This window comes from Neisseria perflava (genome assembly GCF_019334725.1).
Taxonomy (GTDB): domain Bacteria; phylum Pseudomonadota; class Gammaproteobacteria; order Burkholderiales; family Neisseriaceae; genus Neisseria; species Neisseria subflava_A.
Window position 1 is genome coordinate 1,286,817 of record NZ_CP079818.1, and the last position, 14,662, is coordinate 1,301,478.

Annotated in this window: 14 protein-coding genes; 3 read left to right on the forward strand and 11 right to left on the reverse strand. The window is 51.4% G+C overall.

The features are described 5' to 3' along the window. Positions 1 to 105: 105 nt before the first annotated feature. Positions 106 to 3,000, reverse strand: coding sequence for an alanine--tRNA ligase (gene alaS, locus LPB400_RS06190; RefSeq protein ID WP_219088465.1), 2,895 nt, complete (start codon positions 2,998 to 3,000; stop codon positions 106 to 108). Positions 3,001 to 3,251: 251 nt separating this feature from the next. Between alaS and LPB400_RS06195 the strand changes: the two genes are divergently transcribed. After that, complete coding sequence (locus tag LPB400_RS06195; RefSeq protein WP_219088467.1) at positions 3,252 to 4,379, forward strand: polyamine ABC transporter substrate-binding protein; 1,128 nt, start codon at positions 3,252 to 3,254, stop codon at positions 4,377 to 4,379. Between the two features lie 165 nt (positions 4,380 to 4,544). On the opposite strand, the gene ubiE is transcribed toward LPB400_RS06195, so the two are convergent. From ubiE to ilvD, 7 genes are all read right to left on the reverse strand, one after another. After that, entirely contained in the window at positions 4,545 to 5,282 is a 738-nt protein-coding gene (gene ubiE / locus LPB400_RS06200) for a bifunctional demethylmenaquinone methyltransferase/2-methoxy-6-polyprenyl-1,4-benzoquinol methylase UbiE (RefSeq protein ID WP_004519946.1), read from the reverse strand. A 115-nt stretch (positions 5,283 to 5,397) separates the two neighbouring features. Next, positions 5,398 to 5,676: an MBL fold metallo-hydrolase gene (locus LPB400_RS06205; RefSeq protein ID WP_225905479.1), complete on the reverse strand. Its 279-nt coding sequence runs from the start codon at positions 5,674 to 5,676 to the stop codon at positions 5,398 to 5,400. An 18-nt stretch (positions 5,677 to 5,694) separates the two neighbouring features. After that, positions 5,695 to 6,126 (reverse strand): gamma-butyrobetaine hydroxylase-like domain-containing protein, encoded by a 432-nt coding sequence (locus LPB400_RS06210; RefSeq protein WP_070645962.1) that lies wholly within the window; start codon positions 6,124 to 6,126, stop codon positions 5,695 to 5,697. A gap of 1 nt (position 6,127) precedes the next feature. Next, complete coding sequence (locus LPB400_RS06215; protein WP_003679719.1) at positions 6,128 to 6,361, reverse strand: hypothetical protein; 234 nt, start codon at positions 6,359 to 6,361, stop codon at positions 6,128 to 6,130. Positions 6,362 to 6,439: 78 nt separating this feature from the next. Beyond that, a complete protein-coding gene (locus LPB400_RS06220) occupies positions 6,440 to 7,729 on the reverse strand; it encodes a CAP domain-containing protein (protein WP_219088469.1) in 1,290 nt (429 codons plus the stop codon). A 68-nt stretch (positions 7,730 to 7,797) separates the two neighbouring features. Continuing rightward, positions 7,798 to 7,929 (reverse strand): hypothetical protein, encoded by a 132-nt coding sequence (locus LPB400_RS11040; RefSeq protein ID WP_256388404.1) that lies wholly within the window; start codon positions 7,927 to 7,929, stop codon positions 7,798 to 7,800. 68 nt (positions 7,930 to 7,997) lie between these two features. Continuing rightward, positions 7,998 to 9,857: a dihydroxy-acid dehydratase gene (gene ilvD / locus LPB400_RS06225; protein ID WP_003746398.1), complete on the reverse strand. Its 1,860-nt coding sequence runs from the start codon at positions 9,855 to 9,857 to the stop codon at positions 7,998 to 8,000. Between the two features lie 285 nt (positions 9,858 to 10,142). Between ilvD and LPB400_RS06230 the strand changes: the two genes are divergently transcribed. Then, positions 10,143 to 10,706 (forward strand): YceI family protein, encoded by a 564-nt coding sequence (locus tag LPB400_RS06230; protein ID WP_219088471.1) that lies wholly within the window; start codon positions 10,143 to 10,145, stop codon positions 10,704 to 10,706. A gap of 69 nt (positions 10,707 to 10,775) precedes the next feature. Here the strand turns inward: LPB400_RS06230 and LPB400_RS06235 are convergent, their stop codons facing one another. Beyond that, complete coding sequence (locus LPB400_RS06235) at positions 10,776 to 11,723, reverse strand: bile acid:sodium symporter family protein (protein ID WP_219088473.1); 948 nt, start codon at positions 11,721 to 11,723, stop codon at positions 10,776 to 10,778. A 150-nt stretch (positions 11,724 to 11,873) separates the two neighbouring features. Then, the gene (locus LPB400_RS06240) at positions 11,874 to 12,755 is read right to left on the reverse strand and encodes an NAD(P)H-hydrate dehydratase (protein WP_219088475.1); all 882 of its coding nucleotides are present in this window, start codon (positions 12,753 to 12,755) and stop codon (positions 11,874 to 11,876) included. A gap of 53 nt (positions 12,756 to 12,808) precedes the next feature. Between LPB400_RS06240 and LPB400_RS06245 the strand changes: the two genes are divergently transcribed. Continuing rightward, positions 12,809 to 13,465, forward strand: coding sequence for a cytochrome b/b6 domain-containing protein (locus tag LPB400_RS06245; RefSeq protein ID WP_107791842.1), 657 nt, complete (start codon positions 12,809 to 12,811; stop codon positions 13,463 to 13,465). 91 nt (positions 13,466 to 13,556) lie between these two features. On the opposite strand, the gene LPB400_RS06250 is transcribed toward LPB400_RS06245, so the two are convergent. Then, positions 13,557 to 14,645, reverse strand: a complete 1,089-nt coding sequence (locus LPB400_RS06250) for a class I SAM-dependent methyltransferase (protein WP_107769001.1) — start codon at positions 14,643 to 14,645, stop codon at positions 13,557 to 13,559. Positions 14,646 to 14,662: the final 17 nt, after the last annotated feature.

Below are 14,662 nucleotides of genomic sequence, written 5' to 3' on the forward strand. Positions count from 1 at the left end.
CCCAACATTCTTATATTTCACAAAATCTGTTGGATCGAGACCCAACCTACGGCTAGATAGTTGGCAAAGGCCGTCTGAAAACACGTTTCAGACGGCCTTTCCACATCAAGCCAGCTTCGCGCCGACCCAGTCTTTCACACTCTCAATCATCGCGGGCAGTTTCTCCGCATCGCTGCCGCCTGCCTGTGCCAAATCCGGTCTGCCGCCGCCTTTACCGCCGACTTGTTCGGCTGCAAATTTAACCAGATCGCCTGCTTTGACTGTGCCAGTCAACGGTTTGGATACGCCTGCGCACAGGGAGACTTTGCCGTCGTTTACTGCCGCTAAAAGAATCACGGCGTTGTCGGATTTACCGGTCAAGTCGGTCACGATTTCGCGCAGGGCGGCTGCGTCGGCTTCGATTTGGGCAGCAACGAGTTTGGCTGGACCTAGGTCTTTTGCGTTGTCCAAGAGTTTGGCGCCTGCGTGGACGGCGAGTTCGGCTTTGGCGCGTGCCAATTCTTTTTCCAATGCTTTGGCGTGTGCCGCACCTGCTTGGATTTTTGCCAGTACGTCTTTTTCGGTTTGGGCTTTGGTTTCGGCAATAATGTCTTTAACCAAACGCTCTTGATCTTGCGCCCATTTGAGTGCGTTCAGGCCGGTGATGGCTTCGATACGGCGCACGCCTGCGGCAATACCGCCTTCGCTGATGATTTTGAAGAGGCCGATGTCGCCGGTGCGTGAAACGTGTGTACCGCCGCACAATTCGGTAGAGAAACCGCCCATTTGCAGCACGCGTACTTCGTCGCCGTATTTTTCGCCGAAGAGCATCATGGCGCCGGTTTTTTGGGCGTCTTCCATGCTCATAATGGCTGCGTTGACGGCAACGTTGGCCAAAATGGCTTCGTTGACGCGGCGTTCTACTTCGGCGATTTCTTCGGCAGTTACTGCTTGAGGATGGGAAATGTCGAAACGGGTGGATTCGGCGGTAACCAAAGAGCCTTTTTGTTCAACGTGTTCGCCCAATACATCGCGCAGGGCTTTGTGCATCAAGTGGGTCGCGCTGTGGTTGCGCATATTGGCATTGCGGATTTCGTCATCCACTTTGGCGGTAACGCTGTCGCCGACTTTCAGACGGCCTGAAGTTTGTACGCCGAATTGACCGAATACGGCCGCTTTGATTTTTTGGGTATCGCGTACTTCAAAGCGGTTTTCGCCTGCGAAGATATAGCCGACGTCGCCGACTTGACCGCCGGATTCTGCGTAGAACGGGGTAAAGTCGATAACGATGGCACCTTCGTCGCCTTCATTCAATTCGTTGACTTGCTCGCCGTCTTTGTAGAGGACGAGGACTTTGGATTCGGTTTGGCGTTCGCTATAACCTTTAAACTCGGTGTCTTGACCGTCATAAGGCAGTTGGGCGTTGGCTTTGAAGCTTTGTGCGGCGCGTGCGCGTGCGCGTTGGGCTTCCATCTCACGCTCGAAGCCTGCTTCGTCCAAGTCGATGCCCAGTTCGCGCGCCATGTCGGCGGTTAGGTCGTAGGGGAAACCGTAGGTGTCGTAGAGTTTGAAGATGTGTTCGCCGCCGATAACGAGTTTGCTGTTGGCGATGTTGTTCATCAAGTAGGTATTCAAGGCTTCGGCAAACTGTTTTTCCGCGTCGGGAATATGGGTGGTTTCCAAAGCAGCCTGCAAATCGATATACATGCCTTCGTTCAGGCTGCCTGAAACTCGAGGACGGATAACGATTTGCTTTTTGCCCGGAGCAACACGGGAAGCGGCGGTAAATTCCACACCATCTGCAGTTTTCAATGTCAGTGGTTTGCCTACACCGTCTTGCGGCAGCAGGCTTTCCAGTTTCAGGAATTTCATGCCGTTGAGCACTTGGTTGAACAAGCCCATGCCTTTTTCCAGCGTTTCGCCGAAGCGGCTTTCTTCCGCGCGCAAGGCTTCCATAATCTGTGTCTGTTTCTCTTTCAACTCAGGATACGCATCACCCATTACTTTGACTAAATCGGGCACGAGTTTGTAGAAAAACGCCTGTTTCTGACCGAGTTTGTAACCGTGGCGTACGGCGCGGCGGATAATGCGGCGCAATACGTAGCCGCGGCCTTCGTTGGAAGGCAATACGCCGTCTGCAATCAGGAAGGAGCAGGAGCGGATGTGGTCGGCGATGACTTTCAGGCTGGGTTCTTCCATGCTGAATGGCGCGCCGGTTTCGCGGGCAACGGCTTTGAGCAGGTCTTGGAACAAGTCGATTTCGTAGTTGCTGTGAACATGCTGCATGACGGCGGCCATACGCTCCAAGCCCATGCCGGTATCGACGGAAGGCTTAGGCAGCGGATTCATATTGCCTTGTTCGTCGCGGTTGAACTGCATGAATACGCAGTTCCAAATTTCGATCCAGCGGTCGCCGTCTTCTTCAGGGCTGCCCGGAATGCCGCCCCAGATTTCTTCGCCGTGGTCGTAGAAAATTTCGGAGCAAGGGCCGCAAGGGCCGGTGTCGCCCATTTGCCAGAAGTTGTCGGATGCGTATTTCGCGCCTTTGTTGTCGCCGATACGGACGATGCGCTCGGCAGGCATGCCGATTTCGTTCAACCAAATGTTGTAGGCTTCGTCGTCTTCTGCGTAAACGGTCGCCAACAGTTTTTCTTTAGGGATATTCAACCATTCGGGAGAAGTCAGGAATTCCCAAGCGAAGTGGATCGCGTCGCGTTTGAAGTAGTCGCCGAAGGAGAAGTTACCCATCATTTCAAAGAAGGTGTGGTGGCGGGCGGTGTAGCCGACGTTTTCCAAGTCGTTGTGTTTGCCGCCTGCGCGTACGCATTTTTGCGCGGTAGTGGCGCGGTTGTAGGGGCGTTTGTCAAAGCCGAGGAATACGTCTTTAAATTGGTTCATGCCTGCGTTGGTAAACAGCAGGGTCGGGTCGTCGTGTGGCACGAGCGAGGAAGAGCGGACGATGGTGTGGCCTTTAGATTCGAAAAATTTCAGGAATTTTTGGCGTAGTTCGGTGGTTTTCATAATGTCTCGATAAAATTTTGTACAAAGATTTCAGACGGCCCGGACGGCGCGTTGAGATTAAAAACGAATGGGCGTTATCTTACCGCAAAACCATATTTCAAGCTATCGGCAGAAAGGTTTTAAGTTGGCGGCAAGCTGTCTTTCAGACGGCCTCAAGCAGGTCGATATCTTTTAACAACGAAGCCTATCCGCCCCGGCTTGCCTGCTTTATAATGCCTTTCTCTTTTCAACCGGATACGCAAGGAATGATAATGGCCAAACATCTGCCCCTCATCGTACTGACTGCGCTGGCATTGGCCGGCTGCGGCGGCTCGGACAAAAACTCTGCCGACAAGGCGCAAACCGATAATCAAAAGGTATTGAGCATTTACAACTGGTCGGAATATGTTGATCCCGAGACGGTTGCCGCGTTTGAGAAAAAACACGGTATCTCAGTAACTTATGATGTATATGACAGCGATGAAACGCTGGAGAGCAAGGTATTGACCGGCAAGTCGGGTTACGACATCGTGGGTCCTTCCAATGCGTTTGTCGGTAGGCAGATTAAGGCAGGTGCGTATCAGAAAATCGACAAATCCCTGATTCCCAACTATAAAAACTTGAATCCTCAGTTGATGAAACTGATGGAAGGCGTTGATCCGAATCACGAATACGCCGTTCCGTTTTATTGGGGGACTAACACCTTCGCCATCAATACCGAGCGTGTGAAAAAGGCTTTGGGTACGGACAAACTGCCGGACAATCAATGGGATTTGGTGTTTAACCCCGAATACACGTCCAAACTCAAGCAATGCGGCATCAGCTATTTGGACAGCGCGGCGGAAATTTATCCTATGGTGTTGAACTATATGGGTAAAAATCCAAACAGCAGCGAAACGGCGGATATTAAGGCGGCTACGGAAGTCTTGAAGAAAAACCGTCCGTACATCAAGCGTTTTACCTCGTCCGGTTTTATCGATGATTTGGCGCGCGGCGATACTTGCGTAACAATTGGTTTTGGCGGCGATTTGAACATTGCCAAACGTCGTGCCGAAGAAGCGGGCGGCAAGGAAAAAATCCGTGTGATGATGCCGAAAGAAGGCGTGGGAATTTGGGTGGATTCGTTTGTGATTCCGAAAGATGCCAAACACGTGGCCAATGCCCATGCGTATATCAATGATTTCTTAGATCCTGAAGTTGCGGCGAAAAACGGCAATTTTGTTACTTATGCGCCGTCCAGCAAACCAGCTCAGGAGCTGATGGATGAAGAGTTTAGAAACGACAATACGATTTTCCCGACTGATGAAGATTTGAAAAACAGCTTTATCATGGTGCCTATCCAACCGGCGGCGTTGAAATTTATGGTCCGTCAATGGCAAAGTGTGAAAGCAGGTACATAAGCTGATTTGAACGTATTAAGGCCGTCTGAATGGTGTAACCGAAATGTTTGATTTCGTTTTACGGCTGTTCAGACGGCCTTTGGTTTGTGTCAGATTGGCTTGGATAAGGTTTAAAAACAAAGGGCGTGTCTATCAATCACGCCCTTTTGTTCGTTTCAGACGGCCTTAGAATTTCACGCCTTTATGCAGGGCGACGATGCCTGCGCTCATGTTGTGGTAATCCACGCTGTCGAAGCCTGCATCCAGCATCATTTGCTTCAAAGTTTCTTGGTCGGGGTGCATACGGATGGACTCGGCAAGGTATTGGTAACTGTCGGCATCTTTGGCAATCAGTTTGCCCATAATCGGCAACAGTTTGAAAGAGTAGAGGTCGTACACGCCTTCCAAAGGTTTGTACACTTTGGAGAATTCCAACACCAGCAGGGTGCCGCCCGGTTTCAATACGCGGTACATTTCTTTCAGCGCGGCATCTTTGTGCGTCATGTTGCGCAGGCCGAATGCGACGGAAACCAGATTGAAATAGTTGTCGGGGAACGGCAATTTTTCAGCGTCTGCCAACGATACGGGCAGAATCATGCCTTCGTTGAGCAGGCGGTCGCGGCCGACCGTCAGCATGGAGGAGTTGATGTCTGTCAGCCAAACTTCGCCTTCTTTGCCCACACGTTTCGCCCAGCCTCGGGACAAATCGCCAGTACCGCCGGCGATGTCCAATACTTTGTCGCCTTTTTTCAGGCGGGCGGTATTGATGGTGAAATGTTTCCAAACACGGTGCAGACCGCCGGACATTACGTCATTCATAATGTCGTAGTTTTTTGCCACGGAGTGGAAGACTTCGGCAACTTTGCCTGCTTTTTCGTCTTCGTCAACGGTAGAGAAGCCGAAATGGGTTTTGTGGTCGCTCATAGTGTCTGCCTTCTTAAAATAATACGGATTCAGATATCGAATACGTCGAAATCGCCAACCCTTTCGACGCGGGAAATATAGTTTGTGCCTGCCGCTCCAGCATCAGGCGTTGCCCTTATTCGGTATAACGTGCGCTGATGTGGGTCAGGTAAAGTTGTTTCACATTGGCTTGCAAAGCCAGCTTGGCGGCATCGGATACGGTTGAATGGAACACTCGCTCCGCTGTCTCTTCATCGCCTGCCGCAAAGGTTGCTTCATGCACCAAAACGTCTGCGTTTTGCGCGGCGCGCACTGCCTGCGGACAGGCTTTGGTATCGCCGAAGATAGCCACTACCCGTCCTTTTTTAGGCGGGGAGAGGAATGCTTTGCCGTCAATGATCCTGCCGTCGTCCAATGTCGGCTTCGCCTTTTTTCAGACGGCCTTTCCGCCGCAACCTCCGCTACCGCAGGAATGTGTGCGTTTGGGTTTTAAATCTTCGGCACTTGGCGTTCTGGACGCGCCGGCTTTTTCGAGGCGGTCGAGATAGTCTTGCCAAAGTGCGTCTTGATTGTGCGCCAGTCGGTAGAGATAGTCCCAATCGTAAAGGCCGCTGTCGTGGCCGTCTGAAAAAGTAATTTTCAAGGCGTATTGGCCGACGGGGTCCAAATTGGTAATGCTGACTTCGGCTTTGCCTGTTTGCAAAACATCTTGGCCGGCACCGTGTCCGCGTACTTCCGCGCTGGGCGAGTACACGCGCAGGTATTCGGCAGGAAGGCTTTTGGCACCGTCAACATAGACCAAAGTCAGTACGCGCCGCTCTTGCTGGAGGCGGATTTCTTGTGGGATTTTATCGGCTTGGGTCATGTCATGCTCCGTTCTTTTTACGCAAATAGGCAACGCGTACAGAAAAAATACCGCCAAGTACGGCAAACAGCACGATTGCGTAGAGTGAAAACCGTATCAGGCTCACTTGGGTGTCCGCCGTCAGCCCCAAAGGCAGCAACATCACGGCAACGAACAGTAAAAACGCGGCCAACATGGCGGCAATGCTGGCAAAGGCATAGCGGGTATTGGCTGCTGTTTGCGGATGTTTGGTCATGTTGTGGATAGCTTGCCGTAGGGTGGTGAGGCGGTATTTTATCAGCTTTTTGGTGCTTCATGCCGTCTGAAAACGGCTTTATTTCCATAAATAAAGTGTAATGGCGCGCCTGTCTTCGCCTTCGGGCATTAAGCGGATGCTGCTGCCTTTGCTTCCGTTGACACGGATAATAATACCGCCGGCCTGCCGCTCGATAATGTCGAGTTGGGTGTCGCGGTTCATGCGGTAGTTGTAGCGTTCGCATTGCTTCAAGCACCAAAAATCCTGCCAATGGATAAAATATTTTTGTCCGGATTCGATGGCCAGCGTTTCGCCGCCTTTGACGATGAAGTAAGGGTAATCGGGTTTTTGAGTGCTGAATGTCCATTCGGCCGTTTTGTCTTTTCCGTTTTGATGGTATTGGAACACGGCTCGGTAGTCGGTGTCGTATTCCAATGGTTGTAAAGGAAACAGCGCAAATTGACGTTCGGTCAGGAGGCGGTTTGGGTCATTATCTTTATCTAATATTTTGACGTCTCTGATTTCTTTTGTGTCCTGATACAGTTTGAACGAACGCATTTTGACCGGAGGTGATTGCTCTGAGAACGCGATGCTGACCGGATTGCCGGTCATTTCATAATGCGGCATAGGGTCGGGACGTTCGCCGTGGAAAACCGGCGAAGCGAAATTACCTTGCGGATAGGTGACGTAAGGTCGGAATTTACGGTTGGAGATTTCATCTGCATAAACAATGGCATGACCATGACAGGCATCTTGATAAAACGAACGGCTGAGGTCGGATAGTGGGCGGTTTTTTTGGCAGAGGCTGTTAAATCTGCTGTCGCCTTGATTGATGCTCAGTGCGATTTGTTTGCCTTGCGATTCAAATGCCGCTCCGGCTTCGTCGATATTTTGATCGAGTAAGGAGAGACGGTGATAAATCGCCGTCATCAGATTATCCAGCTGATGTTGGGCAGGTAGATGGTCGTTGATTTTTTCGTTTGGCGGATGCTGGCCGGTACTGACGTTTTCGTGCACGCCTTTATAGGCATAACCGGCTTTGCGTGTGCGGTCTGATGGGCGTGGGCCTGTATAAAAGGGATTGCGTGTATTGTGTTCGTCATGTCCGTCGTCAGGGTTTTGCAGCAGATAGCGGGCATGATTACGCGCGGCGCGTGCGAGTGTGGCTGAGTGCGCCAGTGCGGGCAGATTGGCTGAGGAGCGGAGGAAGTTTAAATACGCCAAGGCATCAAAATCGGCAACGGCAGTACGATTTTGCGGCGGTCGGGCGTAGATGAGCTGGTCTTCAGAATAGCGATGGGTTTCGTAGTATTGGAATATGCCGAGGGCGACGGCAAAACCACTCAGCCAGTAAAGAATGTGTTTCATTATATGTACTGCGTTCAGACGGCCTTGAGCTGCGGCTCTTTTCCTTTGAAACTCATGCCGTTAAATGATTATTTTGACAGCGGCTTGACTTGGAATGCTTCAGGATGGGATTTGAAATATTCGACAGCGATAAATCCGCCGCCAATAATAATCAACAGGGCAATGGCCATGCCGATCATCGCTAAAATGAATTTGTCCATATTTGTCCGTTTGAATGAAGGCCGTCTGAAACACTTGAAAGCGTTCAGACGGCCTTAAGTCAGGTTAATTAACGTTCGATTTGCGATACGTCGCGTACTGCGCCTTTGTCGGCGGAAGTCGCCATCGCTCCGTAGGCACGCAGGGCTGCGGAGACGTAGCGGTCACGGTTTTCAGGCTTCCATGCTTTGCTGCCGCGCGCTTCCATTTCGGCACGGCGTGCGGCAAGCTCTTCATCGGAAATGACAAGGTGGATGCTGCGGTTTGGAATATCGATTTCAATGGTGTCGCCTTCGTGTACCAAACCGATCGCACCGCCTTCCGCCGCTTCGGGCGAGGCGTGGCCGATGGAGAGGCCTGATGTGCCGCCGGAAAAGCGGCCGTCGGTTAAGAGGGCGCAGGCTTTGCCCAAACCTTTGGATTTCAGGTAGCTGGTCGGATACAGCATTTCCTGCATGCCCGGGCCGCCTTTCGGGCCTTCGTAACGGATGATGACGATATCGCCAGCTACGATTTGGTTGCCCAAAATGCCTTCTACTGCGTCTTCTTGGCTTTCAAACACGCGGGCGCGGCCGGTAAATTTGAGGATGCTCTCGTCCACGCCTGCGGTTTTCACGACGCAGCCGCGCTCGGCGATATTGCCGAACAATACCGCCAAGCCGCCGTCTTGCGAGTAGGCATGTTCGACATCGCGGATACAGCCTTTTTCTCGGTCGAGGTCAAGGGTTTTCCACATGCGGTTTTGCGAGAACGCCTGAGTAGTGCGCACGCCGCCGGGCGCGGCTTTGAAGCGTTCGATGGCGTGGGTGTTTTCTGGATTGGTCACGTCCCATTTTTCAATCGCGTCTTTCAGTGTCGGCGCGTGGATGGTGTACACGTCGGTGTGCAGTTTGCCTGCTTTGTCCAGTTCTTTCAGGATGGCGAAAATGCCGCCGGCGCGATGCACGTCTTCCATATAGTAGTCGTGGTTGTTTGGCGCGGTTTTGCAGATGCAAGGTACAACGCGGCTCAGGCGGTCGATGTCGGCCATTTTGAAATCCACGCCCGCTTCGTTGGCAACGGCGAGCAAATGCAGGATGGTGTTGGTGGAGCCGCCCATGGCGATGTCCATGGTCATGGCATTTTCAAACGCTTTTTTGGTGGCAATGCTGCGCGGCAATACGGTTTCGTCGTCTTGCTCGTAGTAGCGTTTGGTGATTTCGACAATCATGCGGCCGGCTTCGAGGAACAATTCTTTGCGGCCTGCGTGGGTAGCCAGATAAGAACCGTTGCCCGGCAGAGAAAGGCCGAGTGCTTCGGTCAGGCAGTTCATGGAGTTGGCAGTAAACATGCCGGAGCAGGAGCCGCAAGTCGGGCAGGCGTTTTGTTCGACTTCTTCGACTTGTTTGTCGCTGATATTGTCGTCAGCTGATTCGATCATGGCGTCAATCAAGTCCAAACGGCGTTCGGGTTGAATATTGGCCACGCCGATAACTTTACCGGCTTCCATCGGGCCGCCGGAAACGAAGATGGTCGGAATGTTCAGGCGCATGGCGGCAATCAGCATGCCCGGGGTGATTTTGTCGCAGTTGGAAATGCACACCAGCGCGTCGGCGCAGTGGGCGTTTACCATGTATTCGATGGAGTCGGCAATCAGGTCGCGGCTGGGCAGGGAGTAGAGCATACCGCTGTGGCCCATGGCGATACCGTCGTCAATGGCGATGGTGTTGAATTCTTTGGCAATGCCGCCGGCTTTTTCGATTTCACGGGCAACCAGTTGACCCATATTGTGCAGGTGCACATGGCCTGGGACGAATTGGGTGAAGGAGTTGGCAATGGCGATAATCGGTTTGCCGAAGTCGGTTTCCATGACGCCGGTCGCACGCCATAATGCGCGCGCGCCTGCCATATTGCGGCCGTGGGTAGAGGTTTTGGAGCGGTATTCAGGCATTTTTGTTCCTTTGTTTTATGCTGAGGCCGTCTGAAATAGGCTGAATATTGTGGCGGCCCGTTGTAGAAATAACTCGGTATTTTATACCAATTACGAGCGATGAAGCACGCTATTTTGTAATAAAACTAAACTGTGTTTGCTTCACCTGAATTTGCTGCTCATTCTTTCACTTTCAGACGGCCTGAAGTTTTCTTAGGATGAAACGTTATCTTTCTCAGTTGCAAAAGATGTTGGCATCAAAAAGTGATATGATAGGGAACTTCTCACATTTCTAAGGATAAGACGATGAAAAAAATCATGTTTGCATTGTGTTCGGCCATGTTGGCTTCTGCTGCGTCTGCCGCTGTTTATAAAGTGGACGAATTTCATGCCAATGCCCGTTTTGCCATCGACCATTTCAACACCAGCACCAACGTCGGCGGTATTTATGGTTTGACCGGCAATTTGGAATTTGACCGTGCCAAACGCCAAGGCTCAATCGATATCGTATTGCCTTTGTCCAAACTGCAAACCGGTTCAGATCGCTTTACTCAACATTTGAAATCTGCCGATATTTTCAATGCAGACAAATACCCTGAAATCCGTTTTGTATCCACCAAATTCAATTTCAACGGCAAAAAACTGCTTTCCGTTGACGGCAATCTGACCATGAGCGGCAAAACTGCGCCGGTGAAACTCAAAGCCGACAAATTCAACTGCTACCAAAGCCCGATGTTAAAAGCAGAAGCGTGCGGCGGCGACTTCAGCACCACCATCGACCGTACCAAATGGGGCTTGGATTATTTGGTTAGTGCCGGTATGAGCAAAAAAGTTAACATCAATATCCAAATCGAAGCAGTGAAACAATAATCCTGCTTGATTTCAAAATAAAGGCCGTCTGAACGGAATCTGTTCAGACGGCCTTATGATTAAAGACGTTTAGGATTCTTTAATTTTATCGGCTTTGGCTGCCCAATAAGTTGCCAAAAGCGAGCCGGAGATATTGTGCCACACGCTGAACAATGCGCTGGGAACGGCGACAACCGGCGCGGCGGCAAAGTGTGCGGCGGCAAGGGCTGCGCCTAAGCCTGAGTTTTGCATACCGACTTCGATGGCCAGCGTTTTTTGTGCATCATAAGGCAGGCCGGTCCATTTGGCGGCAAAGAAGCCGAGCAGATAGCCGATACCGTTGTGAAGTACGACAACGGCAAAAATTAACAGGCCGCTTTCAATAATCTTGCCTTTGCTGGCGCCGACTACCGCCCCGATAATCAGCACGATGGCGGCAACGGAAACCAGCGGCAGCGCGTCGGTCAGTTTTTCAGTTTTGTTGCCCAAGACTTTATGGACAATCAAGCCCAAAACGATGGGGAACAAAACCATTTTGACGATGGACATCAACATACTGCCCGCTTGGATTTCCAGCATTTCACCGGCAAGCATCAGGAAGATGGCGGGGGTCAGCAATGGGGAAATCAGAGTAGAAACCGATGTAACGGCAACCGACAAAGCCACATTGCCGCGCGCCAGATAAGTCATTACATTGGAAGCCGTACCGCCCGGGCAGCAGCCGACCAAAATCACACCGACTGCGATTTCGGCAGGCAGGTTCAACAGTTTCGCCAGCAGATAGGCTGTCGCAGGCATGATGGCGAATTGGGCAATCACGCCGATAATGACGGCTTTGGGATGTTTAAACAAAATATCAAAGTCGGAGGGTTTGAGGGTCAAGCCCATGCCGAACATGATGACGCCCAGAAGCCAAGGAATGTAAGGGCCGACCCATTTGAAGGTATCGGGTGCGAAAAAAGCGATACCGGCAAAGAGTGCAGCCCAAAGGGAAAATGTTTTTCCAATAAAGTTGCTGATTTTATTGAGGATACTCATGATAATATGTTGTGAAGTTGTTTTTAAGGGAAGTCAAGGATACACGTCTTAACCTTAATTTGCAAAATGACTTAAAAATAAACCAGGCCGTCTGAAAATAGAGATTGATTTTCAGACGGCCTGCAATTTGTATTTATGATATAGACAGTATTACTCTTTTGATAAAATATTGCGCAGCCATCGGGCGGCAGGTGCGATTTCTCCGGCGAGCATGCCGGTTTCGATTTGGCCGCTGTGTTTGATGACATCAGCCGCCGCACCATGCAGCCAAACGCCGGCGCAGGCGGCTTGGAATGTCGGAATGCCTTGTGCCAGCAGGCTGCCGATCATGCCGCTCAAGACATCGCCGCTGCCGGCGGTGGCCAAACCGGCATTGCCGCTGGTGTTGGTATAGACTATGCCGTCTGCCGTGGCCACCAATGTATGATGGCCTTTCAACACGACGGTTGCACCATATTTACGGCTGATTTCGGTTACGGCTTTCTGTCTGTCGGCTTGAACTGATTGGGTATCAGTACCGAGCAGGCGGGCGGCTTCGGCCGGATGAGGTGTCAGGACGATATGTTTGTACGATTTGAGGCGTTCGGTCAATTCGGAAGAACAGGCAAGCAGTGTCAAAGCATCGGCATCGAGCAATAAAGGCCGGTCATGGTGTGTAGACAGGATTTGGGGCAGCAGCTGTTCTGATAATCTATCCAAACCGAATCCGCAGCCGATTACCCGTGCGCTGACATCGTTGCGCTCCATCAGTTGGGTTGCAGTGGCGAGCATGATTTCAGGGCGTTCGGGAATGATGGCAAAAGGCAGCGCGGCTTGGTTGAAACCCGCCCAAACCTTGCCGCACCCCTGATACATGGCGGCTGTGGCTGCTAAAACCACCGCACCGCTCATTCCTGTTGCGCCGCCGATAATGGCAAGTGTGCCGTATGTGCCTTTGTGCGATTCTTGGGCGCGGGGGCGGAATACGTCGGGAAATGCTAAGGCCGTCTGAAAAGCTTGAAGCGATTCGGGAAGCGTGTAGATGGGCTGCATGGCGTAACCTTCCAAGATAAGAAATTTAATTTTAAATCAGAAAGTAAAAGGTAATGAAGCAAAAAATAAAAGTTTGGGACGCACCTACGCGCCTGTTCCATTGGCTCTTGGTGTTATTGATGGGTTTTATGTGGTACAGCGCAACCCAAGGTGGCGATATGCTGGTATGGCACTTGCGTGGCGGCTTGTTGATGCTGGCCTTGGTGGTTTTCCGTTTGTGTTGGGGGATTTGGGGCAGCGATACGGCAAAATTCAGCCGATTTGTGCGCCCGTTTTCCGAAATCCGCCGCTATACGCAAGGCCAAATGTCTGAAGACGAATTGGTCGGCCACAATCCTTTGGGCGCGCTGATGGTCATCGCTTTATTGGCTGCCTTGGTTTTTCAGACGGCTACAGGCTTATTTGCCGCCGATGAAAATACGTTTACCAATTCCGGCTTTTTGAATCATTTGGTCAGCGAACACGCCGGTACGCTGGCGCGAAAAATCCATGTCAATTTCTTTAATGTCTTGGCTGTTTTGGCGGGCGTACATATTGCGGCTGTTTTGCTGTATCGCTTTGTGAAAAAACAGGATTTGATTACGCCGATGATTAACGGCTTTAAAACCATCGATGCCAAGCAGCCTAAATTGGCCGGAATGGGGCAACTGTTTGCCGCTTTGTTGGTGGAGATTGCGGTAGTGTGCGCAGTATGGATGTTGCGCGGCTGATGCATTAAGGCTGATACCTAAATACAAACCGACCCCGATAGCTGAAATGGCTGTCGGGGTCGGTTTCTTTTTAGGGTTTAAAAGATGATGTTCAGACGGCCTTAACGCAGCGCAAGATGCTGTGGCCGCGGCCGATGTCGTCTGAAATTTCCGCTACTTTCAATCCGGCTTTTTCAACGCAACGGATCAGGTCTTCAGAGTGGAAGATTTTGCTGTTGCCGTTGGCCATGGCAGTGAAATACAGGCTGGTCATGGTCAGACAGTAGGCGGCGGTCTCGTAGCGTTGTCTGTCCCAGAAAGGCTCCATGATATAGAGGCTGGTGTTTTCGCTCATAGATGCAGCGGCGCGTTGAAGAATGCTGGTAGCTTGTTCCTCGGTGAAACAGTCTAGGAATTGGCTCATCCAGATCGCGTCAAAACCGGTTGGGAACGGAATTTCAGGATCAAGCAGGTTGGCCGGATGGGCGTGGATACGGTCCGCACCGTTTTTGCCTTTGGTCGCTTCGCGCATCAAGCCGATTTGTTGCGGCAGATCCATGATGGTTACTTCGACTTCGGCATTGTGGTTGACGCATTGTTCCGCCCAGCGGCCGGTATTGCCGCCGACATCGAGCAGTTTTTTAACCGGTTTGGCGAACACGGTGTTGAGTGCTTCTGCGAAGGAGTTGTCGGAATAATAATGGTCGAATGCAAACCATTTTTCCTGCGCGATGCTTGGCAATGAAGACAAGCCTTCGTAAATGGTCGGCCAGTCGCCGAATACTTTCAGGCCTTCGGGCTTGCCGGTTTGCAGGGTTTTTTCCAAATCAAACATGCCTTGGTAGCAGATTTCTTGCGTGAAATCCATGTTGACGCGGGCCATTTTGTCTTTGAGGACAAACCAACCGGCCTTGCTGATGAAATAGCGGTTGTCGCGAGTCAAGACAGTGCCGATAGACAGCGAGGCTTCCAGCAGGACTTGTGCCGCGTAGTTGCTGATTTTCGCTTTTTCGGCGATGTCAGCTTGAGTGAGGCCGTCTGGATGGTCGTTCAGCAAATCCAGAATGCCAAATTTCACCATCAGGCGAGAAACTTGGAACACAATCGGTGCAAAAGCGATTTCTTGAGCCAGACGTTGAGCCTCGCCTGCGGACTGGTGTTCGTGGGAATAGCGTTGTTCTAGGGCAGGGAAGAGTTGCATATTGTTGGTTTTCCACT

Coding starts and splice junctions, on each gene's coding strand:
- ubiE (WP_004519946.1), bottom strand. CDS start 5,282: ATGAGCGACCACAAAACCCATTTCGGCTTCTCTACCGTTGACGAAGAC.
- alaS (WP_219088465.1), bottom strand. CDS start 3,000: ATGAAAACCACCGAACTACGCCAAAAATTCCTGAAATTTTTCGAATCT.
- LPB400_RS06245 (WP_107791842.1), top strand. CDS start 12,809: ATGAAGCAAAAAATAAAAGTTTGGGACGCACCTACGCGCCTGTTCCAT.
- LPB400_RS06215 (WP_003679719.1), bottom strand. CDS start 6,361: ATGACCAAACATCCGCAAACAGCAGCCAATACCCGCTATGCCTTTGCC.
- LPB400_RS06220 (WP_219088469.1), bottom strand. CDS start 7,729: ATGAAACACATTCTTTACTGGCTGAGTGGTTTTGCCGTCGCCCTCGGC.
- LPB400_RS06195 (WP_219088467.1), top strand. CDS start 3,252: ATGGCCAAACATCTGCCCCTCATCGTACTGACTGCGCTGGCATTGGCC.
- LPB400_RS06240 (WP_219088475.1), bottom strand. CDS start 12,755: ATGCAGCCCATCTACACGCTTCCCGAATCGCTTCAAGCTTTTCAGACG.
- LPB400_RS06250 (WP_107769001.1), bottom strand. CDS start 14,645: ATGCAACTCTTCCCTGCCCTAGAACAACGCTATTCCCACGAACACCAG.
- ilvD (WP_003746398.1), bottom strand. CDS start 9,857: ATGCCTGAATACCGCTCCAAAACCTCTACCCACGGCCGCAATATGGCA.
- LPB400_RS06230 (WP_219088471.1), top strand. CDS start 10,143: ATGAAAAAAATCATGTTTGCATTGTGTTCGGCCATGTTGGCTTCTGCT.
- LPB400_RS06210 (WP_070645962.1), bottom strand. CDS start 6,126: ATGACCCAAGCCGATAAAATCCCACAAGAAATCCGCCTCCAGCAAGAG.
- LPB400_RS11040 (WP_256388404.1), bottom strand. CDS start 7,929: ATGGACAAATTCATTTTAGCGATGATCGGCATGGCCATTGCCCTGTTG.
- LPB400_RS06235 (WP_219088473.1), bottom strand. CDS start 11,723: ATGAGTATCCTCAATAAAATCAGCAACTTTATTGGAAAAACATTTTCC.